Source organism: Thermofilaceae archaeon (genome assembly GCA_038731975.1).
In the GTDB taxonomy this organism is placed as follows: Archaea; Thermoproteota; Thermoprotei; order Thermofilales; family Thermofilaceae; genus JANXEW01.
In genome coordinates this window covers 73408-96005 of sequence record JAVYQJ010000004.1, presented here as the reverse complement: position 1 = coordinate 96005, position 22598 = coordinate 73408, and the positions used below count along the sequence as shown (strand labels likewise).

Here is a 22598-nt window from a genome sequence, read left to right as displayed (position 1 = left end):
CCATCAGATGCGGCCGGGTTTTCGCTCGCGAGAACCGCATTGTGAACCCCGGTTGGGCTGCACGCGGCTGCCGCACTAACCCCTTCCTCTAGCGTCCAACAGCTCTCCCGGTGCCTCTTTGCGGAGGATCCGCTTGAGCCTCGATCGTACTTCCTCCTTCGATGCTCCCAGGCTATCGAATCTTGCGACCGTCTGGGGCTCCGCTATGGCCCCCACGATCTCGCGCACGGCTCGCTTGACGGTTTCCGGATCCGCGGAGCCCTGGAAGGCGAGGAAGGGGGCTTCAAAGCGGAGTTCGTCTCTCGCTTTAACCACTACGGCTGATACAACCCCCGCGAGGCTTTCCGCAGCCCTCTCGAGGGCGCCGGGGCTCAACCTGTAGCCGCTCACCTTCATGACCTCATCCCTCCTGCCGAGGACGAAGAGGTAGCCGTCAGGACGCATGAGGGCGAAATCGCCAGTCCTGTAGAAGCCGTCACGCCAGGCCCTCTCAAACTCCTCCGGGTACTCGACCGGCATCGCGGGCCATGGGGCTCTAACGACCAGCTCCCCGATCTCCCCCCTGACCGCGCGGCCCTCGGCATCCACAACGTCGAGGTGGAAGCCCGGTATCGGTGGACCCACCGAGCCCGGAACAAGGGGTGGGAAGGTGTAGTTGAGGAGGTTCCCAGTGACGAAGGTTCCCAGCTCGCTCTGCACGTACATGCAGACGACAGGTATGCGCCCTGTGAGCTTTGAGGGGTTCGAGTCGACGATCGGCGTGGTGCCCGTGCCGAGGTGCCTGTAAGCCCACTCCCAGACTTCAACCTCCAGCGGTTCAGCGGTCACGAGGATCGCCCTGAGAGTGTCGAGGTTGCGGCCCCTATGCGCTTCAGGCGCTCTCCTCCTGAGGAGCCTGAGCGCGCCGCCGGTTGTGAGGAAGACCGTTACAGCGTACGTTTCGATGATGTCCCACCACCTGTCCCACCGAGGCCAGTCCGGCCCACCTTCGTACGCGACAACCGTGGAGCCCACCATGAGGGGGCCGAAGACCACGTAACTGACTCCGGTGATCCAGCCGGGCCAGACCGTGCAGAAGTAGGTGTCGCGCGGCCTAAGCCCCATCCACCTGGTCGTGGCGAACACCTGCGTAAGGTAGCCCCCCGTGCCGTGCGTCAAAGGCTTGAACCCCTCCTCGTAGCCGGGGCTGAGGCCGAAGAGTGGGTGCTCGGAGGGGCCCGCGAAGCTCTCATCGATCGGTTTCGCCGAGCGGAGCAGGTCGTCGAAGCTCAGCTCGCCCTCCCTGAGGCTCGCGGACCCAACTCTCTCGACCACTACGACTCCGACCCCTCGGTTGCACCTCTCCAACGCCTTCCTCGCCACCGAGAGGGTGTTCAGGGGCTTACCCCTCCTGTAGAAGCCGTCCACAGTCACCAGCAGCTTCGCCCCTCTCGCAGCTAGTCGCTCAGCGAGGACTCCGTAGCCGAAGCCGGTGAAGACCGGCTCGAAGGGGGCACCCAGCTTCGCGCATGCTAGCATAGCTGCAAGCACCTGCGGAACCGGAGGTGCGTAGAAGACCACCCAGTCCCCAGCGCCTACGCCGAAGGCCTTCAGCGCGCCCGCGATCCTCGAAGCCAGCGAGTCCAGGTCCGCGTAGGTGAGAACCTCCACTTGATAGTCCTCCCCCTCCCAGATGAGCGCCGGCTTGCTCCACACCCAGCTACTCCTGTGCTGGCCCAGCACGTTGTCGTAGGCGCTGATCAAGCCCCCGGTAAACCAGCGCGTCCTCGGCGGTGCTCCCTCGCGAACCTTGAGCCACGGCGAGCGCCACTCGAGCTTGGAGGCTTCCTTAGCCCAGAAGCCTTCAAGGTCCCTGAGGCTGGACTCGTAGACGGCCTTGTACTCCTCGACGGTGATCGCCTTCCACCGCGTGCTCGGGCTTACGAGTGCTTCCTCTGAGTAGACGAGCCTTAGAACCTCCTCAGCCACTTACGCTCACCCAGGATGACGACCTGCGTGTAGGGTTGAACCATGTCCCGGAAGGTGAAGAGCTCTCTCTCGCTCTCATAGTGGACGGGGATTGTAAGCGTGGGTCTCAGGCTCCTTACAGCTTCCCTCGCTTCATCGGGCGTCATCACCGCTCCCCCACCCACGGGTACGAAGGCCAGATCCACGCCCCCCTCAGCCACCTCTAAAACCTCGTCCACTAGGTCGGTGTCACCCATGTGGTAGACCCTCAACCCCTCGAAGCTCAGCACGTACCCGACGCCGAACCCCTTCGGGTGCGCTACCGTGCCGCCCCGGTCAGGTCTATTGTACGCCTCAACCACTTCAACTGACACGCCCTCACCTAAGCGGAGCGTGTCGCCGGGCTTCACGCGCGGGCCGAGCCAGGGGGAGATAGTGCGATGCTCCGCAAGGGGGGTGCCAGCCGCGTAGTGCCGTGGGTGCGGGTGCGTGTACAGGGCGTAGTCGCAGCCCTGGGGGTTGGGCACGTCCACGCAGACCGTTAGGTGCTTCCATGTCAGCCGGGCGCCCGCGAAGCCCTCGACACTCACGCGGAGGCCCCTGAACTTGAGCTCGCGCAAGCTCCCATCCTCAGCAGATCCGGGGGATGAGCTCCCCGGATGGAGGCTCAATGATCCTGTGGCCCCCGACACTCGTCCTTGCCAGCACGAAGCCCCTGTACTTCTCGCTGTACCTTACCTCTCCAAACACCCGCGCATCCTCGAAGCCCAGACCCCTCATGTACTCGACAACCTCCTCCGCGGCTTCGGGCTTTACCGCTAGAACTGCCGTGCCCTCGCTGGCCAGGTAGAGCGGGTCAATGCCGAGCATCTCAGCGTACCTTTTCACCGGCTCACGCACGGGTATGCTACTCTCCTCAACGACGATGACGGTGCCGCTACGCGACGCCCACTCGTTCAGTACGCCAGCGAGACCCCCTCTTGTCGGGTCGCGGGCGGCTGTGATCGCCCAGCCGTACTTTTCGAGGAGGGGGAGCATCAGCCTGGTGAGCGGTTTCACGTCGCTCCTCAGAAGCCCCTCGGAGAGCTCCTTCACCGAGCCCCACAAGCCGGACTGGAGGAGGGCGATGACGGCCCCGTGGTCGCCGACGCAGCCGCTAACCACGAGCTTATCCCCCGGCTTCGGTTCGTCAACGATCAGCCTCTCCGCCACTCCGATGCCGGCCGTCGTGACGACGATGCCACCCACCTGCCCCTTCGGCATCACCTTGAAGTCGCCCCCTACCAGCGCCACCCCCTCTCGCCTCAGGGTCTCGACGAGGGACTCGATGATCGCTTCGAGGTCCCTCAGGGGGAAGCCCTCCTCGACGACGATCGAGTCGAGCATCGCGAGCGGTTTAGCCCCCATCATGAGCACGTCGTTGATCGTTCCCGCTGCAGCGAGAACCCCGATGTTACCCCCCGGGAAGAAGGGTGGGTTGACGGTGTACGCGTCGATCGAAACCACTAGGTAGCGGCCGTCAGGTAGGGGGATCGCGGCTCCATCGTCCAGCTTGTCGATCCCCACTCCCCCCTCAACCCGCTTGAAGCGATCCTCCACCCTCGAGAAGAGCAGCTCCTCCAGCAGCTTGAAGCTCTCCACACCCCCGGAGCCGTGGGCCAGGGTCACGAAGCCGCTACCCACTTCCACCACCCCTGAGGGAGCGAGAGAGGGCTAGCACGGCCTCGTATGTTGCTACTAGCTCGCGCCCCTCTTCGCCCAGCACATCTCTGAAGAACTCGAGCTGCTCGAGCAGCCCCTCTTCGCTCATCTTCGAGATCACGACGCCCGCGTGCACCATCACTATGTCGCCCCTCGCGAGCCTCTCCCTCGTAATGCCGACTAGGGCTCTCCTAGCAACACCGTCACCGTAATCCACCGTGGCCACCCCGCCGTCCTCGGAAACCTCCAGTACGACAGCCATCGTGCCCCAGCACATTTCAACCACCCCGGGGGGCTTGCTCGCCCATAAAATCTCCCACTCCGCTTGTTGAACCGGGCTGCGCGGATGGGCTTATGCCGAGCTCTCTAGCGATCTCGTCCGCGAGGCCTCCCGAGCCGAACCTCGCCCAGATCGCACAGGCGCCCTCCAGCGAAACCATGCAGGGGCCGTAGGGTTTCGAGGGCGTGCACCTCTTCATGAAGAGGGGGCAGTCGGTGGGCTTAGCCTTCCCGATCACAACCTCCGCACACCTGCAGCCGGGCGGCAGGTCGTAGGACCAATTCTCCGGCGTCACTTCCCTCACGCCGTAGGTTTCGAAGGCGTCGTACTTCGAGAATGCGCTCCTCAGCCTTAACCCGCTCTTCGGTAGGAAGCCGATCCCCCTCCACGCGTCGTCAACCGTTTCAAAAGCTCTCCCCACGATGCTCTGCGCCCTAAGATCCCCGTGCCACGTGACAGCTCTCGCGTACTCGATCGCCACTCTCGCCTCACCCCTCGAGAGCTGCTTGAGGATCTCTGCGATCGACGCTAGAACGTCCAGCGGTTCGAAGCCGGAGACAACGACGGGTATGCCGTAGTTCTCAGCGACGGGAACCCAAGCCTTTGCCCCAGTGATTGTTGAGACGTGGCCTGGGGCGATGACCCCCACGATCGGTGGCTCTGTCGGCTTCTCCCGCAGGATCTCTATCGAGTGGAACATCGCGGGTGGCGTCAACTTGACGAGGCTCATCAGCTTGAGGTTGGATGGGAGCAGGCCTCTGATCACAGCGTGAGCGTAGCCGGGAGCGACGGTTTCAAAGCCGATTCCAACGAAAACCGAGTCCCGGCCGTGGCTGCGCGCGTCGAGAGCCGCGTCGAGCAGGCTGTGCACCACCTTCACCCTGCCACCGAGAGCCCTTGCCTCGCTGAGCGAGGAAGCACCTCTCACGCTCCTGATGGACATTAGCCTATACACGTCCCCGTAGGTGTAGACGTGGATGCCGTCGAGCGCCAGCCTGATCGCCTCCTCGATGAAGAGCGAGGGTGTCACGCAGACTGGGCAACCGGGGCCCGCGACGAGCTCGATCTGTTCCGGCATCAAGCTCCTGATCCCGAAGTGCGTGATCGTCCACTCGTGAGTACCGCAGAAGTCCATAATCTTGAACCTTGAAGCGTCTCCAAGCCTTCTCTCAGCCTCGATCGCTAAACCCCTTATCTTCTCAACCAGTTTACGCGCTAAAGGCGCGTTACTCCTGAACGCTGCTTCAATCGTCTTCGCAGCTTTGATCGCCTCCTGCGCGCTGCCACCCGAGTAGCTCTCCCCCAAGCTGGGGTCACCCCTTAGGCTGTACGCATCCAGCGCCCGAAGTAGTTGCACTTGATTGCGAAGCGCTCACGATCTCATGCAACTCTACGTTTAGCTCCCTCGCCAACCGCCTAGCATCCTCGCAGGCGTGAGATGCGATGAGCATGAGTCGCGGCCGACACCCTGTCACCCTCTCGTAGAGCCGCCCTGTTGCCCACAGCTCGTAGACGTCCCCCTTCGACGCGCAGACCCTAGCTGCGAGGAGTATCTTCTCGCCCCCCACTGAGAGCGAGAGGGATCGAATCTGGCACGGCCTCCCGAAGACGGAGCCCTCACTGTCGAAGTACTCCCACTCCTCCACCCTTGCACCGAAAACCCCTTCAGCGAGTGTACGCACCGCTACTTCAAGCTGACCGACTGCTCCGGCTTCGACTGCGGGTAGCCCCTGCGAAAGCTTCTGAACTGATGCCTCTAGCCTACGAACCTCCCCCGCCAGCTCCGCCAAGCGGTCCCTCAGAGCATCCGTGACAGCGACTAAGGATCGCAGGGTTTCAACGTCCTCAAACCGTTTTCTGACCGTGTCGTGGAGCACCCTGATCTCCCCTGCAACTTCTGCGAGCTGAGCGCGCAACTCCTCGAGCCCGCTCCTCACCTCCTGTATACCGAGGGCGCTGGAGACCGCTAGCCTCACCTCCGGATCGTCCTCTATCAGCCGGCAGAAGTCGAGGATCAACCTCTTGCTCATCTCGACGCACATATGACGCAATGAAGCTATAAACGTTCCTACCGGAGCAGCGGCGGAGCGCGTTGCTACCTCCAGTACTTCGGCGGCTCGCTCCTCCTCAGAACCTCCTTAGGCTCCCACCTGAACCTCCACAACCCCCTCCCCACGTCCTCCAGGGCGATGCCGAGCTCGCTGATCATCACGTCGCTGAGGAGCACCTCGCTGGCGAGAGGGGAGATGACAACGTCGGCTACAACCTGGGGAGGTTCCACCCCCTCGGCGACTACGCGCACCCTGCAAGCCCTGGGCGCAACCCAAACCCTAAGAGGCCCTCCGGCTGTCTCGTACTCGGTCTCTTCGAAGCCCTCCTTCGGCGGCCAGAGCCCCAGCACCCCGGCGAGCTGCACAGGGATCATGATCTGCGGCGTCTCAGCCTCGTAGCCGCTGTTAGCCAGCGCCACCGTTTCAACCACTTTCGAGGCGCTCTCGATCCTCACCCTCACTCTCACGACCACGCTTGACCACCGCCCTGATCCTACCCACCCTCGTCCTGTGGTCGCGGATCAAACCCACGAAAGCTCTCCTAACCACGCCTGAACAAGCGTGAAACGCCTTAAAGAGTTGCCTGTCCCCGCCGAGCTGCCGGTCGAGGCTACGCCAACCTAGCGGCCCGGCGTTGAGGCTGCCGGCCGTAGAAGCCTTCTCCAAACCGCTGGAATCAACCCCTTGCTCACTAACATCTCAACGTGCAAGCCCGTTAAGTCGGCCGTCAATCTCCCCTCCCTATACAGGACGCGGGGGGCTCCCAGCTCCACCAGCTCCCTGAGGGCGGCTAGAGGGGGGTTCTTCGGGTGCACGATCTCCGCCTCCCCTCTCAGGATCCCGCTTAGATCCACCCTGTCCAGCTCGAGCACGTCCACCAACTGGCCTCCAGCGGTTACAAGTGGGCTTGGATCCCCGCCTCTACTGATGATCCGCGCGCAATCCCGAAGTAGCGCGCCCACATCGGGGCAGCGGACCCAAACCCACCCATCCACAGGCTCATGCAAGGCTACGCACTCCCTCAAGCCCGATTTAGCCCTCATCGCCGCGTAAGCCACTCCAACTCATGCAGAGCGGATCCTAAAGAGCTTACGGCGTACCACAGGGGCTCTGCTGTTACGGTGCAGAACAAAAAGGTTCTTTAGGTCTTGAGGTTCGGCTCAAGCCCGATGGCTGAGTGGTACTCTAGCTTTTATATAGGATCTTCATCGCTGGGCGAGGCATGTCACTAAGCTCCTACATACTGAGGAAATTCCTGTCGAACCCTAGGGAAGCCCTAAGGATCAAGAAGGCCGGCGACGAGATAAGAGAGTACGCGGTCTGGAGAATCTACACGCAGCTGGAGATGGAGGGTATCCTTCAGAGCCTACAGACGCAGGCATGGTGGAGCTTTAAGGATCAAGTACTAGCTAAGCTGCTGTGCGATGCGCTCGTCGAGGAGGGGCTGGCCGCGTGGGAGGGGGATAGGATCAAGTTGAAGCGGTCGCCGGAGAAGCCGGCGATCACCACGATCGAGGCGGCGGACATGTTGCCCGTCATCGACCGTGCCGCGGAAGCCTTGCCGAGGGCCCTGCTGTTAGGTGAAAAGCCAAGCCGGGATAAAACTCAAGCCTTGACAGCAAAGCTCTTGGATAACTTCGCGGTAAAGCTGGAGTTTGAAGCAGCTATCGATGAGGCGGGGCTTGGCTCGCTCAAGCCGGGTTCAACCATAGCCGACATCCACCCAAGGGTCGGAACCTCAACTTTAACCCTACTCGAGCGAACGAAGGCTCGCATCGTGGTTATCGAGCCTTACAGGGAGAACATCGAGATTACCCGGAGATTGGTAGAGTTGCGTGGGCAGGAAAGCAGAGTTTCCTTTGTTCATTCAACGCCGGAGGAAGCTGAACTACCGGAGAAGGTTGACGCGGTCTTCATGGGAGAGCTTGTCCACTGGATTCCGAGCCCCCGCCTAGCGCTCGCAAACGCTAGAAGGATGCTGAAGGACGATGGAATCCTAGCTATGGCTCAAACCACTTACTCGTCCGTTGGATTGATAATGAGCGTGCCGGGATACCTGCTGGGCGCTGTACAAGCTCCCCCAGAGAGCAGCGAGCTACGGAGAATTCTTACAGGCTCCGGCTTTAAAATCGAAAAGTGGCTTGAATCCCTAGGCGTAGCATTAGTGAAAGCATCCCCCTCTTAGAAGCCGGCTAAGCCTAGCGCTTCACAGGTTTTACAGCCCCTAGAACACTGAGACCTCCCAAAGGTTTCGGGCTACCCCTAAACGTGTGGGTGGTGGGCCCGCCGGGATTCGAACCCGGGACCCCCCGGTTATGAGCCGGGTGCTCTACCTGGCTGAGCTACGGGCCCCCTCCTACTCTCAGATCGAGTTGGTTTAAACTTTATGCTTTACAACCACGCAATCTTATCCAGCAGTGCCCCAGCCTTCCTCTTCACAGCTTCTTCAGGCCACTCGCTCACCACATACCTCAGCTCGCCCTCAATGAACTCCCTCAACGCCTGCTCAAGCAGCTCCACCTCATCCGTCACAAGGCCGAGCTCGATAAGGAACTGAGCGGCATCCCTGTGTACACCAGTCAAAAGCTCGCCAACCACTCGCCTAGCCACAAACCTCCTCAAAGCCACATGCGAATAGCCCTCCCAGCTTTAAACCTTCGCAACTTGAACTTGCGCTACCACTTGAGCACGTGTATCTTTCAGGCATTTTAAAAGTTCCAATGCAAAAATATACTCTTAACTTCCATAACAACAGCAACACTTAACTTAGCAGCATCAAGGGAAGCTCCGGCGATTTGAACCACAACTTCAGTAGCTCCTCTGAGCCTCAGTAGCCCACGCTGTAGGAGATCCCTCAGCGAACCCCCTCACAGTACTCGAAAACGAGCGCTGGAGGCCGATACACGGTAGCCTCCAACGCTCGGTAAAACCCGACTATGCAGGTGTGATTAAGCTGCATAACCCTCTCGAGTACCTCCCTCTCTAACGAACATTCTGCGCTGATCTTCAGCAAGCTGAGGGTAAAACGAGGGTCGTCCTCAGACGTTAACTCATGAAAATCTTCGGCCGAAATCTTTAACGCGTAGCTCACCCCCCTCCTGTCTACACCTAGCATGGTCGTGCCTAAAAACCGCCAGATACGATTAGCACTCACACTCATCGTGAATCCTGATTACGCGCTGGAGAGGTAAAGATCCTTGAGGGCTTAGCTTCAACCCTCTCACAGATCTGCCAACGTAAAGCTTGACGTGCTCTTCAAAAACTCGATCTTCGGCGGTCCCCTCGTCCTTGTTTTCACAGAAAACTAGGCTTGACCTACTCGGCTACAATTCATACTATGTCTCGCGAAAGGGGAGTTACGTTTTCGGCAGTGCGAGAAATCCTACTCGTAAGCCTTATGATCGATAACCGAAGATTATCCTCCTCGACTTACCATCGAGGAATATGAAAAAAGAGGATCTCATATGAATTTCAATGAAAAAGGTTAGCAGCTCCTCTCGCTAGCAGCTGCCTACCAATCTACCAAACGAGCTCTGCACTCCCAGCAGCGCTCATGGTTCTCGTGGCGCTCCACAGCTTAGGTGCAGGTTGGTGCACGATGCTCATCTCGGTAAGCAGTAATGTTCACGCCCCTGCACAACACAGGTTACTTCGCAGCTACCTAGCGCTGGCGTGTCCCATAGCTTTAAGCACGTGCGCGCCGACGCATAATAACGTGAGGAGAGCTCTTCCGAGCCAAAAAGAAACAATGCATAGCGTACAGCCATTATTCTAGGAAAAAGCCCCATTCAATATTGGATTACCTTAGGCCTAGGACAACCAACCCTTCTGTCCTGTAACGGCAAGAAATGGTAAGGAACTAATTGGGCGAGTTTGGGTTTGGCGTTCTCCTGAGACCCGTCCCTCTGCTATCGAGGTGGAGCGTGGTTTAAAGTTCCCAAATTATTGTCAAAGTTTAACAGCTGACAACAGCTTCTTGGAAGCCTCACGGTACACCGGGTCTAGAAATTCGTAATCCTTCAAGATGCTGAGCTTCTCCAGCTTTTCGATGATGCGGGAGAGAGTGGCCTTAGGAAGGACCACCCCCGTTTCTTCGGCAATGTAGCTGCGCACTTGCGCCCAGCTCTTGCAGCCGTGCGCTACAGCTTTCACTACGAGCTTCTCCCTCTCGCTCAGCCTGCTGAGCTCCTCCAGGGCGAGCTCCACTGCAGCTCTCCTCAGCCTTTCGAAGCTCCTCTCCCCGTCGACGTACATCCTCCCGTAGAGGACGAGCCACCCCACGATCCCGTCGAAGAAGCTCACTGCCTCCTCGACCGCCTCGGGCGGCGCCTCTACGCCCTCTTCCCTGAACCCCCTGATGAGGAACTCTCTCGACTCCTCCGGGCTGAACCGCTCCACGGGGAGCTCGAGCACGCCTCTCCCGTAGAGAGGCGAGGAGGGGTCCTCCAGCTTGAGGAAGCTCCTAAGCATCCCGACCTCGGAGCCCGCCACGATGAACGTCACGCGGTCAAGGTTGTCGTAAGCGTAAGCCAGCAAGCTCCTCAGCTCGGCCGAGACAGGCGGGCGGGCAGCCTGCACCTCGTCAAGCACGAAGACGAAGCGTTCAACCCTCCTGTTCAGCTCCTCGAGCAGCCCAGCCAAGCTCACCGAGTCCCTACCCCTCCACCTCACCTCCAGCGAGAAGCCGGCGACGCTCACCCCCCTCACGCCTTCAAGAAATCTCCTCAACCTCCCCAGCGACTCACCCAGAGCGTCCGAAACCCTAACCTCGAGGTCAACCCTCCGGACAACCCCCCTCATGTCCACGTAGATCCCGTCAACCTCGCCGAGGAAAGTCTTCAGCAAGCTCGTCTTCCCCACACGCCTCACACCAAGCACCGCGATCAGCGGCAAGCCCCGTTCCACAGCCCTGTGCAGCTGCTCAAGCTCCCTCTCCCTACCGAAGAGATCCCTCCTTGAAGTCTTCGGCCTAAGGTCGAAGAGCGCCACGGTTCCGCACCGGAACCCAGTTCCGCACCGGAACTCATATGCTTTACGACGCCCTCGCGGGGCGCAACCCGCTTCAACCGCCGAGCAACAGTACCGCGAGCCAAGCTCGCAGGCTAGAGCCAGCCGACCCGCGGCTCTTCCACACCTCTCCGGCAGCCGGAGGCCTTTTACACTCACCAGGTAGCCCGAGGGCGTGAGCGCGAGGAAAGAGGAAGGTTTTCCGCATCGTAGCGTTCATCCTGCCCGGCTACAGACATGTGCAGCTTGCACGTGGATCGACCTGTGCCGTAGCCAAAGTACTCAGCACTAAGAAGAGGGTTGCCCGCTCAGCGCCTGCAGAAGCTTCTCCCTAATACCTTTTACTTGAGGATCGTTGAGGAAGGGGTTGGTTTCAGGATCCTTGACGGTCTTCAGCTCTGCTCTACCGATGCAGTAGAGGTACCCGATGGGGAGTAGGCTGACAAGCTTGGCGGTCTGAGCGACGGCCTCCTGATACTTACTGCCGAGCCCAGAGTCGAAGACGTGGACGAGGTAGGCCTTGTCAAGGCCGTAGAGGAGGATGGCCAGCGTCTCGCCGACCCCCTCGTGAGCTTTGAGGGACTCTCTGACGGGGAAGTACTTGACCTCGTAGCCGATCAGTTCGCCGGCTTCGAGGAGGATGTCGATGTCCGGTAGTCCTGCGCCGGGAATCCTCTTCCTGAAGTACACCGTACCGCGAGTCCTCAGTGCGAAGCCGATGAACATTTGAGCCTCGCTTTCATCTCTGAAGTCGCGAGTCATTTGAGCTCCCTAGCTCTATCGTTGATCACGTACTCATGGAACTCCTCGTAGAACCTCGCTAACTCCTCCACGGGCTTCTTCCTCGAGTCGTCCCTCAGCTTCTTAACGGGTACGTGCTCGTTAAGGGCCTTTGGGTACGCGATGTAGTCGTGTAGGTACGATGAATACACAGGTATGGGGATCTTGTTGTACAACTTGAGTTTCCCTGCCTCCCTCCTTATCCTCTCCATCATTTCGCTGTGAAACTTGCTTTTAGGCTCTACCTTATTGAAGAAGATCCCACCGCAAACAGGAAGCTCCAGGCGCGATCCTAGTGCATCACGCATTCGAGCGAGCTCGTAAACCGTGCTGTTGAAGATGTCGCTCCTAAAGAACTCGAGCGCGTTCAACCCAAACTCATCAGGGATGACCGGGATGAGGAAGTAGTCGCACGCCGCTAGAGCCGCTCTCGATAGTGCGGTAAAGGAAGCCGGTGGGTCAACGAAGATGTAGCGGAACCCCTTCCTCTTAAGCTCCTCGATAATGCTGCGAAGCTCGAGCAGCCAAACCCCTCTTCTGGCTAGTAGTTCTTGCTCGATCTCTAGGATCCTCGCGCTGCCAGGCAGCACGTGGAGTCTAGAACTCCAAGAACCTCCAGCCTGCACGATGTACTCCGATGCGTCAACACCAGCTTCGACGAGTTTGGCCTTCATCAGGTGGTAGAGCGTCTTCCCCATCTGTTCGAGCTGCCTCAACCTGTCATAGCCGAGAATGTAGAGGCTGCTCCCTGCTTGTGCATCAAGGTCTACGACGAGTACCCTGTCACTGCCACCGATCCTTTCCGCGAGCTCGTGGGCGATGTTGACGGAGATGGTTGTCTTCCCGACACCCCCTTTAATGCTGATGAAAGTAATTGATTTGCCCGACACCGTGGATAGAGGGGGAAGCGAGTTAAAATATCTTTTCCTCGTTAACGCAGGAGTCAAGCAACTCTAACGGAAAGCTTCCCGCTACCTCACTATCAAAGACGGCTGAGGCAGTCACCAGCAGTGTTAGACTTGCTAGCCACTGTTTGCTCGAGGATTCCAACACGCCTCACCGCTGAACGGCTTTCGCCTTTACTCTATTCCGGAAGGGGCACACGTCCTGGCCGCCTAGACAGGGTGGTTTACGGCCGTTTGCCAGTAGGGCTCTCCACTCCTCAGGGCTAGCGAGCACGCATCGGAGCCCTTGTGCGGTTAAATGGTAGAAGATGCATCTCGTTCGCTCCACACTCTCCACCTGCTCCGTAGAACTGGAGCTAGCTCCTCCAAAGCGGTCCAGCCGGCCCCTATGATCGTCTTATCGTTGTAACGAATCACCCATGAGCCGCCTACTCTCTCCATCGTGATGATGCCTTCCCGAGCCGCCTCCTCCAAGTGCCTGTAAGCGTGCCCCCACGCTCCCGCTCCGCTTTTCAACGGAGCCCCGCACACCGGGCACTTCCTCGGCCTCGCCTTACCCATCCTAAGATTATGCTTATCAATAACGCAGATTAATGTATCCTTTAGCGGTAATCGGTTTGACACGGCGCGCTTGGGCGTGCATCGAGCAGCCTCCCACTTCCCACCTACCAACGCATCGGACAAATCGGAGCACGATCGCGGCGGGTCACCGTTTCGCTCTGGCGCTACGTCATGCACAGCCTACGAAGCGAAGTCACTTTAGTAGCGTAACGTAGTTTGAGTACTTCCCGGTCAACCTCGAACTCCAGCGCCTTATCCGATCCCTCCTACTCCACAAACCACTTGACAACAACGCTCGCGTCAACCACCGCTTCGAGCATAGAGGCTCTCCCTGAAGGCTCTCACGATCTCCTCAGCAGGTGGCTCGCCCGCACTCTTCTTCCCTGAGCCTCTCGCTCAACAGGAGCGCTTTCGCGAGGTTCCTCCTCTTCTCCTCTATATTGGCTTTCACAGAGCTCCGGATGAGCTCACCCCAGTTGATCCTGATCTGTTTCATCGTCCTCTTCGTCTCTTCGTCGATTCGAACTGTGATCACGGCTATACTCGCATTGCAGTCTGTAAAAGCATTTCAATGAAAGAAGCGCGGGCGGAGGAACCGCGGCGGCCTGGGAGTGGGGAGCCGTTCATGCCGGGAACCGCACTAGCTGCCTGCTACTTTGTGCAACCCGCCAGTTCCAGGAGGCGCTTCAGCTCCTCCAGCAGTAGTGGCGCAGCGTGGTATCCTAAGCTCATACTCTCCTCGTACCCATCCTCGCTCCAATCCTCAGCCGGGATTAGGTACCCAATCTCATCATCTCCCAGCCCGACGAGCATCCTGAACGGTGCCTTAAGCATCGACTTCACCTCGAGCCCCAGCCTCGGGAGAGGCTCGCCCGGCAGGCTGACTCCCTCGAGGAGGGGGGTGATCCTGAAGTAGTTGACGACGCTAATGATCCTATCCCCCCGTCGGTCGGCCCTCCTCACCACGCCTTTCTCAGCCAGCTCCAGGAAGGCTTTGTTCTGGACGGTCAGCTCAACCTCTCTCGAAACCACCGTGAGCGAGGGGGAGGAGTAGGCCGTGGATCTGGCTCCCGCGGCTTTCAAGACCGATTCCGCTATCGAGGCACCCACCCGCTCCGCTTCAGCAAAGCTATGCTCCGTAACGTCGGGGGTCACCATTCCGCCTAGAGCACCGTTGAGGAAGACCCCCGTCCCGCCGTACTCCCTCTCGAGCTTTGACAACATGTAGTAGGGGAAGTCGGCGGTGATCAGGAGGTTATCGCTCCAAAGAACCTCCGGGTGGAGCCCGAAGTTCACCAGTACGCCCAGCCTCTCCCCGTCGAGGGCTTCAGCGAACAGCGCTACAACGTCCCTGTCGATGAGCCCCGGGTCTCTGGTGTTCTTCGCAACCCCGTCGGGGAGGCGCGCTAGTACGATCTCCAGCTTGGCTCGCCTCAACCCTTCTGCGGCCTTCTCAACGCACTCCACGATCGACTCGCGGAGGAAGCCGACGTACTCGGGGTCGACACCGCTGGTCTCGGTATCAGGTCCCCAGAGCCCTATCACGTCGGGGCTGCTGTGGTCGTGCGTCGACCCCACTATCGCGTGAATGTTGCGCTTCAGTAGCTTTTCCTTCACTACCTTCACGTCGCAGTACTGCAGCCCTATCGAGTCGACCCCCACGAGAGCTAGAGAAGCGTTGCCCAGCGAGATCAGCATGCACCTCGCGTACAGGTCGTCGTGGACACCCTTGCTGACCCGAGGGCGCGCGAGACCGGCCAGGTAGACGGGCTTCTCGGGTGTAACCCTCACCCTGCTGAAGGAAACCTCAAAGCCGTAGACTTCAGCCTTCACGAATGCACACCAACGCTGGCTGCAAAATGGTTTTCGCCCCGAAAGGCCCGACCACCCAATGTTCAGAGGCTGGCTATCGTGAAAGCCCGTGAGTCGGTGCACGCAGATCTATCGGCAACTTGCTAGAGGCTGCTTATGATGCTCTTGATGTAAGAGATGTCCCGCTTCAAGACCAGCTTCCTCTCCTCCCCCGCGAAGCCCCCCAGGGATTCATCCTCGATGTTTGCATCGTAATCGTAGCCCGCCCTCCTGAGCGTCGATAGCACTCGCGGGAGGTCGATATCCCCCTCGTACAGGGGTGCCATTTCAACCTCACCGGGCTTCCGCACCTCCTGAGCTCTACCGGGTGGCGCGCGGGCGTTCTTGACATGGGTGTGCTTCACGTAGCCAGCCAGCTCGCTGATGATTTCGTACACCTGGTTTAGCGGGTAGCCGTACCAGTAGAAGTTGCCCGTATCCAGCGTTAGCCCGAAGTATTCGCTACCAACTCTCTCCAGGAGCCCGACGAGGAACTCCCTTCGGTTAGCTATCGTGCCGTGGTTCTCAACGGCCAGGCTGACTCCAAGACCGTTGCACCCCCTTAAGCACTCCTTCACAGCCCTCGCCGTCCTATCGATGTAGTCCTCCAGCAGGTAGCCGGCGGCCTCCCTCATGACAGCGTTGATTCGCACCACGCTCACACCGAGATCCGAGGCCACTTCACAGGCTCTAACAACGTACTCGACCTCCTTCTCCAGCTCCATGGAGAAGTCGTTCTCCACGAGCACGGCGCAAACACCGACCCCCTCGCTCTCCAGAAGGCGCCTCAGCTTCACCCTGTTCTCCCTCGTGGAGACATCGAAGCCCAGCATAACCTCGTACCCCATATCCACGTACCTGCTGGTCTTCAAGCTTCGATCCACGTAAAGCTCGAAACTGCTGATGCCAAGATCTCTCAAACCTTCGAAAAGGCTGCTGTAGCCAACCCATCTCACCGTGAAATCCCTTATCGAGACGAACATTGATGGAGCGGGGATCCCACGATATTATGCTTAGCGGCCAACGCAGACGTCAACTATTAAGCAGCGGTTGCGCAGCGCCACTGAATACTTTTCTCCTGAGTCGTGATCGAGGCTAGCGCCCCCTTGCGTACCGGTTCATGCGCTGAGCGAGCTCCACCAGGCTATCCCTGTACATTTTAGAAAGATCATCCACGGATCGGAACTGGTTGACATTCTGGACCGCAAAGTGCCCCACTGGGAGCATGCCTAGATTCAAGCAGAGCTGCCTCAGCTCGCTCAGGACGCCGGAGCCACCCCATCCAGCCGATACGGTTACGATGCCAACGGGTAGATCGGCGTACTCGTCGTACAGCGTATCTAGAAGCATCTTCAACTCACCAGGGTAGCTCCGGTTGTACTCGGGCGATACGATCACGAGGGCTTCAGCCTCAACAATCTTCCTCCGAAAAGTCTCAACCTGCGCTGAGCCGTCGCCCCTGCGCGTAAAACAGAACGGGTAGTCCCTCACATCGATCAGCTCAGCGTCAAAACCCAGCTCCCGAAGACCCTCAACAACGAACCTCGCCACAAGCTCCGACTTACGCCCCTCCCTACCCGTACCGAGAATCACCAAAACCCTCATCCGCAAACCCCATCCGGCTATCGCCTGCGCCTCTCGGGACGTGCCTCAAAACCCTAACGCGCACCCTACAAAACGTGCCGCTGCTCGAAGACTGTTTTACGAGGAAGTGGTGGATCACGCTCCATCGGTGAAAGGCAAAGCGAGCACTTGGCCTCAGCCGAGAAAGAGTAACCCGCTCACCGACTGGAGCCGGGAGAAACGGGCCGGAACGGGCACGTTGATTGTACGCTCGAATAGGCCTGCAAGTAGCCGACGTACGCTGCGTCGCACCCGGCTGAGCGTCCCTTGTCACACTGAAATGCTCGCTCTCCCCGATCATGGACGGAACCCCACAGGCCCTAAGGGGGAGCGTCACTGCGCTTTCGGTTCAGCTAGAGGTGAATTAACTAGTTAACTTTATAACATGTAAACTTGTTTTCAATTGCGTGAGGGTAGTCGGAGTGAGGGGTTTGGACGAGGAGCTCTACAGGAGGGTTAAGGCAGTTGCCGCTCTCAGAGGCATTAGGGTTAAAGATGCGTTTGAGGAGGCTTTGAGGCTCTGGCTCTCCGTGAAGCCCGAGTTTCACGCCTTGGCAGAGGAAGTGGAGAGGGAGGCGGAGCTGAACAGGAGGGCTTTCGAGAAGCTTCGCGAGGAGCTCGTGAGGAGTCACGAGGGCTTCTACGCGGCTTTCGCGGGGGGCAAGCTCCTCGGAGTTTTCCCAACCCTTGAGGAGGCAGCGGCAGCCATTGAGAGGGTGGGAGCCAGTCAGGGGGTTATTGAGCAGCTCTCAGCGGCTAGGAGAGGGAGAGCTGAGGTGGAGCTGGGTTGGAGCCTGGTGGAATTGTAGCTAGGGGCTACTACAGCAGCGCTGAGAGCCCTCCCGCGCCGGTAATCCCCCTCGTGGTCTACACGCCCACCGGCCGGAGGCGGGTCGAAGTAGAGGCTAAGGTGGACACGGGCTTCTCAGGTACGCTCCTCCTGGCCTTCGAGAAGTACTTCGAGCTCGGCTTGCAGCTCTACGAGAGAGCGGAGAAGGCCTCAGGCCTAGTGGCGGGCGGCTACCGCGTCGAGCTGAGAGTTTCAAGGGGGGTTGTGGAGCTCGGAGGATTGCGCATCCCCTGCGACATTTACACGACGATCTTCGCCAGGAGGAGCCTAGTCGGAAGGGAGCTGCTGAATAAGTTCAAGACAGTCCTGGACGCGCTCCAAGGCGCCGTCATACTCGAGGCTGGACACCGTTAAGGCGGAGAGGCCGGTGCCCAAGAGGGGGTTTGCTCTCTGCCAGTAGCTCCTGACCCTGGCGGGGAAGGGAAAATTCAGAAAACCGGGGCCGCGGGCCTCCCTAGGACCTCCTCGAACTCCTTGAGATGAGTGTTTACCGAACGAAAGCGCGCTCCGAGAGGCTATGCTACGGTAAGATACGCCGAGTTATGCAGCGCCGAATGCTTTTGTGGCGGAGGGAATATTCGCTGTGACGGGAGAGGCGTGTCGTGCCATCGCGGAGCTGAAGAAAAGAATGGGCTGCAGGTTACGTCTGAGATCAGCATAACGATAACCGTGCCCCCCTGTACTTCGTCCACTTTGGCCCCGACGGCTCTGGGCGAATCGCTTACCTGGTTGCCAAGCCTTAAGGTCAAGTTGAGCCCCAAATCGGGAGTTGAGAGTGAGTCAGCGGGCAAGAGACGCTTCATCTCCAGCACCGCTTAACCTTTAGGGGGAGCCAAATCGAGCTTTGCTCTTCCCGCTCGACTGAGGCAAACAAAAGTTTACCACAGGGAAGCTCTCTGGATAAGGGCTGTACGCGACGGCCTCCTGGCAAGCTTGAGCTTCAACACGTTTCTTCGTCACGATTAAATGCTACATTATCCCAGTATTCCCAAAGGCGTTACCATGACGCACGTAACTTTATCCGCCAAGATAGATAGGGAGTTACGCGAGAAGTTGAGGAAGTACGGCATACCAGTTAGCAGGCTCATCAGGAGGGCTCTCGAGGAAGAGGTTGAGAGGGCGGAGGAAGAGGAGGTTAGGAAAGCTCTCGGGAGGGTCGGGGGGTTTCTGGAGAAGATACCGCCAGAGGAGCTTGCAGCCCTGGTAAGGGAGAGCCGGGAGGAGAGATGAAGCTGCCCTACGATGCCTCAGCCCTAATGAACGTCATAAGGCTCCGCAAGCAGGACGCCTACGGTTTGCTCAAGGATTCCCTGATCCTATGCCTCACGAAGTACGAGGTCGGGAACGCGCTGTGGAAAGAAGCAGTACTGCAGGGGAGGATAAGCGTCGAGGAGGCGCTTGAGGTAATGCTTCTGATGGGTAGGATTTTAGAGGCGATGAAAACAGTTGATCTCAAAGGTGTCGACCAGGCCCTCGAGCTGGCGTGCAAGCTCCGGGTGACGTTCTACGACGCTTCCTACTTGGTCGCAACCGCTGAGAATGATGCCGTGCTGGTGACGGATGATGTAAAGCTGAGGAGGAAAATCTAGGAGAACATCAGTACTGTGACAGGTATACTGAGGAAGAGGCCGGAACTATCGTCGAGCGAAGAAATCCTGCGTGAATGTAAACCGTGAAAGGCGCCTCTCCACGTAGCGGCTAGGGAATGGTTCCAATCATGATTTAGGCGGGCATAGCACCAGTCGCATTCAGTGGTTTAACCCGCTTTGGGGGTATTTCAGCTGCTCCTTGAAGCCGTATGCGTCGAACACTATGATTCAGTCCATGAAAACCGCGTAACCACACTCCCGAACACCGCGGGAGCGGACATGAGCGGAAACAACCTCGATGCCCACCACTTTCCATCACTCTGCCGTCTGTGGATCTCAGCTTCTCTTTCCTCTCCGGCTTGACGCCCAAGCTTCTGAACAGCGAAAAGCAGAACTGTGAAAGGTCGACCGCTACTAACAGTCAGATCCACGTTTCCCCTTAATCGCCATTGGAAACATCCCAGACCTTCCAGCTCTCACTCAAGCATTCCTCGAGATATCGCAGAGTTTGCCAACGTTACCTACGACTCGTTACATCTCGAGGAAGCCTACTCTGGAGCGGAAAGGCTGACCAAACTCTCGTGGGTTCTCAAAATTGGCCCTTTGGCTGACGAAAGCCTTCTGGCTCATCGCTCCTCTTCGGAGATCCGTTTTGCAGTTTAGGCGCCGCTAAACTGCAAGTACCAACCCTCCATTTCTCTGCGGTATCGGCTGGCCAGAGAGCAGGCTAGGACGTGGGAGTACTCGGTTAGGATCGATGAGCGCCTCACGAGGGTGGGGCGCACGCTTGACAAGTTGACTCTCGACATTGAGGAGGAGGCGAGGGAGGTGCTGGGCTTTAGGTTGAGGGGGATGGGCGTAATTGTGGAGCTTACGAGGCTCGAGCTACCCGGCTTCGAGATCAATCTCTACGGTGCGTCGAACGACGTCTGCGTGATCGGCGAAGCGACAGTCCGCTTGGGTAAGGAGGGTGTGGAGGAGCTGGTTCGGAAAGTGAAGGATCTCGAGGTGCTCTACCCGAATCTGCTTCGTCCTAGGAGAGTGCTTGTCATCTACACGTCGCTTGCCACTAGCGACGCTGTGAAGGAGGCTGAGGAGAACGGCGTTTGGGCGCTCAAGGCCACTGGAAACCTTACACACCCACCCAAGCTTTGAACATTCCAAGCAGCATGATAGGCGTTTAGCCGGTTTTGAAGGGTAACTTCGTGAACTCGTCGAGCGCCGGCCTGAACGCGAACGTGGCTGCACGTAGGTACAGCTTCCCCAATTTAATCGATTGTTAATTTAGGAAGTCGGGCAGTGTAGAGTGAAGATCTGTGGGTAAGCGGTGCCCCTTCGCGCGGAGGGTCGTCGTGTACTCCACGCAGTTCGCCAGTAATTTCGTGACGAGGTGGTACTGTGAGCGAGCGGAGACGTGGTGCCCTTTTAGAGGGAGGAGGAGGGAGTGTCCACACCTACCACCAGCGAGCACTTTCTACAGGAGTATAAGGTGAACTCAGTTCTCACCAAGAAACCTGAGACGTCGGTGTCCGTGGGCAGGTTGATTCACAGAGTGCTTGGAGACGTTAATGCTGCCTAAGCCATCTTCACTGCCTTCGTGCTGCATCGCGCTCGCACTATTTAAGTAGTCGGCGGCTGTTCTCTTGGTGGCTACTGTGAGAAGTGAAGCCTTAAGATGGTTGAGCGAAGCGTTATGGGATCTTGAGACTGCTGAGATGTTACACAGGGAGAAGAGGTATAATGCCTCAGCATTCTACTCCCACCAAGCTGCTGAGAAAGCCTGTAAAGCGCTGCTCTACCACGTTAACGAAGCTCCTTGGGGTCACAGCGTCAGAGAGTTGTTAGCGAGGTATTTCAGCAAGCTCGGCGTAAGTCCTCCGGAGGACTTGATGATTTACGCTAGGGAGCTGGATAGGCACTACATCCCCTCAAGATACCCCAACGCGCACCCATCGGGGACTCCTCACGAAGCTTACGATGAAGAAACGTCAAAAAGAGCGCTCAGCGCGGCTAGGGAGGTGATCCGCTACGTCAGAGAAGTGCTCGGAGCGTGAACAGCTTCGTAGAATGGTTGAGAAGATTACGAGTGTTTTGAGAGTGGATGCGATAGTGCTGTTTGGGTCTAGGGCGCGGGGGGATTACAAGCCGTGGAGCGACTACGATATCCTAGTTTTAGCCGATTTCGAGGAGAAGTACCTCGACAGGATAGGAAGGATATTCGAAATAACGAAGGATCTAACCCTAAACATAGAGCCTCACCCGTACACGCTGGAGGAGGCTATCGAGATGCTGAAGAAGGGGAATCCAATCATAGTTGATGCTCTCTCAGAGGGCGTGGTCCTCTACGCGAGCGAAAGGTTCAGCAGGCTTGTTGAAGTCTACCGTGAACTCGTGAAAAGAGGGTTAAGGAAGACTGAAACCTCAGTAATAGTACCTCAATAGCCATTTTCGCTTACGCTGCACCTGTGCACCGTCGATAAACCATTAGCTCGGGTTCTGCTGAACCTAAGAGGCATCCGATAGTTACAATTAAGCCATGGAGATGATTGCAGCTTAGGCTTTCAGAGTATAAGCATAAAATTATTGCATGGTTATTTAACGTCAAAATCCTATGTTGAAAGTCGCTGAGGATATTTCTATGCTTGAGCGGTGCGGGAAGAGTTAAATAGCATCGGGGTACTCGCCCGCATGGCTCGTCTCCCGAAGGAGTTTCTTGAATGGAACTATTACGCCCGCCGCGAGCTTCTCCTGAAGGTTTTCCGAGGTTTCGCAGGAGATCAGGGCGCCATCTTCAGGGAGCTTGCTGCTAGGCACAACGCCGTGCTCTGTACGGCTGCGAGCCTGCCAGATGGGAGTGTTGAGGTGAACGGCAAGGTGGTCGGCGTGGGCTACGTGCTGAAGCGCGAGTTCCTCGGTGAAGCGGTTGAGAGGCTTGAGGAGCACCTCAGGCTCAGCGATGAGGCTCTTATCTCAGGCGGTATGAGCAGGCAGGAGGTGCTCCGGGAGCACGCGGAGCGGGGGTTGAAGCTGCTCCTCGAGCTCGTGTACCTTGAGCCCGGCCTAGCCGAGGAAAGGGTGGATTTCGAGAAGCTGGCGAGCCTGGAGCTCGCTTTGAGGGTACCGCACTCCTCAAGGCATACTTGGTCGATCTTGCAGCGGTCCAGGAAGGCCTGCATAGTTTTCCTCCAACCCCCATCGATCAGCTACGAAGTAAGGTGCACAGTGTCCATCCACGAGGGCGACGAGTACTGGCGTCTCGTGAACCTGGTCCACGACGCCTTCCACTACACCCCGCCCGAAAGGCGCTCCCTAAGGCCCGCGTACATCTTCCACGTGGAGGAAGTTTACGATAACGGTGCTACACCTGCAGGTTTCGGTAGGAGGCTCGCGTAAATTGTGAGTCAAATAGGGTTTGGAGGCGCACAGCACCGTTCCGAAACCATTCCCAGCTAG

At 58.3% G+C, this 22598-nt stretch carries 29 protein-coding genes and 1 tRNA gene; 10 read left to right on the top strand and 20 right to left on the bottom strand.

Annotated features, from left to right (window positions below):
• Positions 1-75 precede the first annotated feature (75 nt).
• The 9 genes from QXF46_03805 to QXF46_03765 form a co-directional block, all read right to left on the bottom strand.
• Entirely contained in the window at positions 76-1968 is a 1893-nt protein-coding gene (locus QXF46_03805) for an AMP-binding protein (protein MEM0225976.1), read from the bottom strand.
• Positions 1950-2567 carry an MBL fold metallo-hydrolase gene (locus tag QXF46_03800; protein MEM0225975.1) on the bottom strand — a complete coding sequence of 206 codons (618 nt, stop codon included), beginning with the start codon at positions 2565-2567 and terminating at the stop codon, positions 1950-1952. The genes QXF46_03805 and QXF46_03800 overlap by 19 nt, the downstream gene beginning before the upstream one ends.
• Positions 2568-2577: 10 nt before the next feature.
• Positions 2578-3630 carry a hydrogenase expression/formation protein HypE gene (gene hypE / locus QXF46_03795; protein MEM0225974.1) on the bottom strand — a complete coding sequence of 351 codons (1053 nt, stop codon included), beginning with the start codon at positions 3628-3630 and terminating at the stop codon, positions 2578-2580.
• Positions 3623-3925: a HypC/HybG/HupF family hydrogenase formation chaperone gene (locus QXF46_03790; GenBank protein MEM0225973.1), complete on the bottom strand. Its 303-nt coding sequence runs from the start codon at positions 3923-3925 to the stop codon at positions 3623-3625. The genes hypE and QXF46_03790 overlap by 8 nt, the downstream gene beginning before the upstream one ends.
• Before the next feature lies 1 nt (position 3926).
• Positions 3927-5234, bottom strand: a complete 1308-nt coding sequence (gene hypD, locus QXF46_03785) for a hydrogenase formation protein HypD (GenBank protein ID MEM0225972.1) — start codon at positions 5232-5234, stop codon at positions 3927-3929.
• A gap of 7 nt (positions 5235-5241) precedes the next feature.
• Complete coding sequence (locus QXF46_03780; GenBank protein MEM0225971.1) at positions 5242-5958, bottom strand: DUF3782 domain-containing protein; 717 nt, start codon at positions 5956-5958, stop codon at positions 5242-5244.
• Between the two features lie 65 nt (positions 5959-6023).
• A complete protein-coding gene (locus QXF46_03775) occupies positions 6024-6452 on the bottom strand; it encodes a hypothetical protein (protein ID MEM0225970.1) in 429 nt (142 codons plus the stop codon).
• Positions 6403-6528: a hypothetical protein gene (locus QXF46_03770; GenBank protein ID MEM0225969.1), complete on the bottom strand. Its 126-nt coding sequence runs from the start codon at positions 6526-6528 to the stop codon at positions 6403-6405. The genes QXF46_03775 and QXF46_03770 overlap by 50 nt, the downstream gene beginning before the upstream one ends.
• Positions 6529-6599: 71 nt before the next feature.
• Positions 6600-7037 carry a hypothetical protein gene (locus tag QXF46_03765; protein MEM0225968.1) on the bottom strand — a complete coding sequence of 146 codons (438 nt, stop codon included), beginning with the start codon at positions 7035-7037 and terminating at the stop codon, positions 6600-6602.
• Between the two features lie 164 nt (positions 7038-7201).
• Here QXF46_03765 and QXF46_03760 point away from each other — a divergent pair, with 164 nt between their 5' ends.
• The gene (locus QXF46_03760) at positions 7202-8164 is read left to right on the top strand and encodes a methyltransferase domain-containing protein (protein MEM0225967.1); all 963 of its coding nucleotides are present in this window, start codon (positions 7202-7204) and stop codon (positions 8162-8164) included.
• A 90-nt stretch (positions 8165-8254) separates the two neighbouring features.
• On the opposite strand, the gene QXF46_03755 is transcribed toward QXF46_03760, so the two are convergent.
• The 11 genes from QXF46_03755 to QXF46_03705 all read right to left on the bottom strand — a co-directional run bounded on the left by QXF46_03755 (position 8255) and on the right by QXF46_03705 (position 16688).
• Positions 8255-8331: transfer RNA gene (locus QXF46_03755), tRNA-Ile, on the bottom strand.
• A 39-nt stretch (positions 8332-8370) separates the two neighbouring features.
• A complete protein-coding gene (locus QXF46_03750) occupies positions 8371-8607 on the bottom strand; it encodes a hypothetical protein (protein MEM0225966.1) in 237 nt (78 codons plus the stop codon).
• A gap of 226 nt (positions 8608-8833) precedes the next feature.
• Positions 8834-9094: a hypothetical protein gene (locus tag QXF46_03745; protein ID MEM0225965.1), complete on the bottom strand. Its 261-nt coding sequence runs from the start codon at positions 9092-9094 to the stop codon at positions 8834-8836.
• A gap of 833 nt (positions 9095-9927) precedes the next feature.
• On the bottom strand, positions 9928-10968 hold the full coding sequence (locus QXF46_03740; GenBank protein MEM0225964.1) for an ATP-binding protein: 1041 nt from the start codon (positions 10966-10968) through the stop codon (positions 9928-9930).
• Positions 10969-11274: 306 nt separating this feature from the next.
• Complete coding sequence (locus QXF46_03735; GenBank protein MEM0225963.1) at positions 11275-11748, bottom strand: hypothetical protein; 474 nt, start codon at positions 11746-11748, stop codon at positions 11275-11277.
• Positions 11745-12656, bottom strand: coding sequence for a ParA family protein (locus QXF46_03730; protein ID MEM0225962.1), 912 nt, complete (start codon positions 12654-12656; stop codon positions 11745-11747). Before QXF46_03730 ends, QXF46_03735 begins: the two co-directional genes overlap by 4 nt.
• Before the next feature lie 309 nt (positions 12657-12965).
• Positions 12966-13232, bottom strand: a complete 267-nt coding sequence (locus QXF46_03725; GenBank protein MEM0225961.1) for a hypothetical protein — start codon at positions 13230-13232, stop codon at positions 12966-12968.
• Positions 13233-13584: 352 nt separating this feature from the next.
• Complete coding sequence (locus QXF46_03720; GenBank protein ID MEM0225960.1) at positions 13585-13767, bottom strand: hypothetical protein; 183 nt, start codon at positions 13765-13767, stop codon at positions 13585-13587.
• Between the two features lie 116 nt (positions 13768-13883).
• Positions 13884-15065 carry a hypothetical protein gene (locus QXF46_03715; protein MEM0225959.1) on the bottom strand — a complete coding sequence of 394 codons (1182 nt, stop codon included), beginning with the start codon at positions 15063-15065 and terminating at the stop codon, positions 13884-13886.
• A gap of 122 nt (positions 15066-15187) precedes the next feature.
• Positions 15188-16066, bottom strand: coding sequence for a sugar phosphate isomerase/epimerase family protein (locus QXF46_03710; GenBank protein MEM0225958.1), 879 nt, complete (start codon positions 16064-16066; stop codon positions 15188-15190).
• 112 nt (positions 16067-16178) lie between these two features.
• Positions 16179-16688, bottom strand: coding sequence for an NAD(P)H-dependent oxidoreductase (locus QXF46_03705; protein MEM0225957.1), 510 nt, complete (start codon positions 16686-16688; stop codon positions 16179-16181).
• 425 nt (positions 16689-17113) lie between these two features.
• Here QXF46_03705 and QXF46_03700 point away from each other — a divergent pair, with 425 nt between their 5' ends.
• From QXF46_03700 to QXF46_03660, 9 genes are all read left to right on the top strand, one after another.
• Complete coding sequence (locus tag QXF46_03700) at positions 17114-17515, top strand: hypothetical protein (GenBank protein MEM0225956.1); 402 nt, start codon at positions 17114-17116, stop codon at positions 17513-17515.
• On the top strand, positions 17494-17910 hold the full coding sequence (locus QXF46_03695; protein MEM0225955.1) for a hypothetical protein: 417 nt from the start codon (positions 17494-17496) through the stop codon (positions 17908-17910). The genes QXF46_03700 and QXF46_03695 overlap by 22 nt, the downstream gene beginning before the upstream one ends.
• A gap of 648 nt (positions 17911-18558) precedes the next feature.
• The gene (locus QXF46_03690) at positions 18559-18786 is read left to right on the top strand and encodes a type II toxin-antitoxin system CcdA family antitoxin (protein ID MEM0225954.1); all 228 of its coding nucleotides are present in this window, start codon (positions 18559-18561) and stop codon (positions 18784-18786) included.
• Entirely contained in the window at positions 18783-19145 is a 363-nt protein-coding gene (locus QXF46_03685; protein MEM0225953.1) for a type II toxin-antitoxin system VapC family toxin, read from the top strand. The genes QXF46_03690 and QXF46_03685 overlap by 4 nt, the downstream gene beginning before the upstream one ends.
• 774 nt (positions 19146-19919) lie before the next feature.
• Positions 19920-20300, top strand: coding sequence for a hypothetical protein (locus QXF46_03680; protein MEM0225952.1), 381 nt, complete (start codon positions 19920-19922; stop codon positions 20298-20300).
• 161 nt (positions 20301-20461) lie between these two features.
• Positions 20462-20638: a hypothetical protein gene (locus tag QXF46_03675; GenBank protein MEM0225951.1), complete on the top strand. Its 177-nt coding sequence runs from the start codon at positions 20462-20464 to the stop codon at positions 20636-20638.
• Between the two features lie 153 nt (positions 20639-20791).
• A complete protein-coding gene (locus QXF46_03670) occupies positions 20792-21199 on the top strand; it encodes a HEPN domain-containing protein (GenBank protein ID MEM0225950.1) in 408 nt (135 codons plus the stop codon).
• Between the two features lie 13 nt (positions 21200-21212).
• Positions 21213-21587, top strand: coding sequence for a nucleotidyltransferase domain-containing protein (locus QXF46_03665; GenBank protein ID MEM0225949.1), 375 nt, complete (start codon positions 21213-21215; stop codon positions 21585-21587).
• Positions 21588-21833: 246 nt separating this feature from the next.
• Positions 21834-22538: a hypothetical protein gene (locus QXF46_03660; protein MEM0225948.1), complete on the top strand. Its 705-nt coding sequence runs from the start codon at positions 21834-21836 to the stop codon at positions 22536-22538.
• Positions 22539-22598 lie beyond the last annotated feature (60 nt).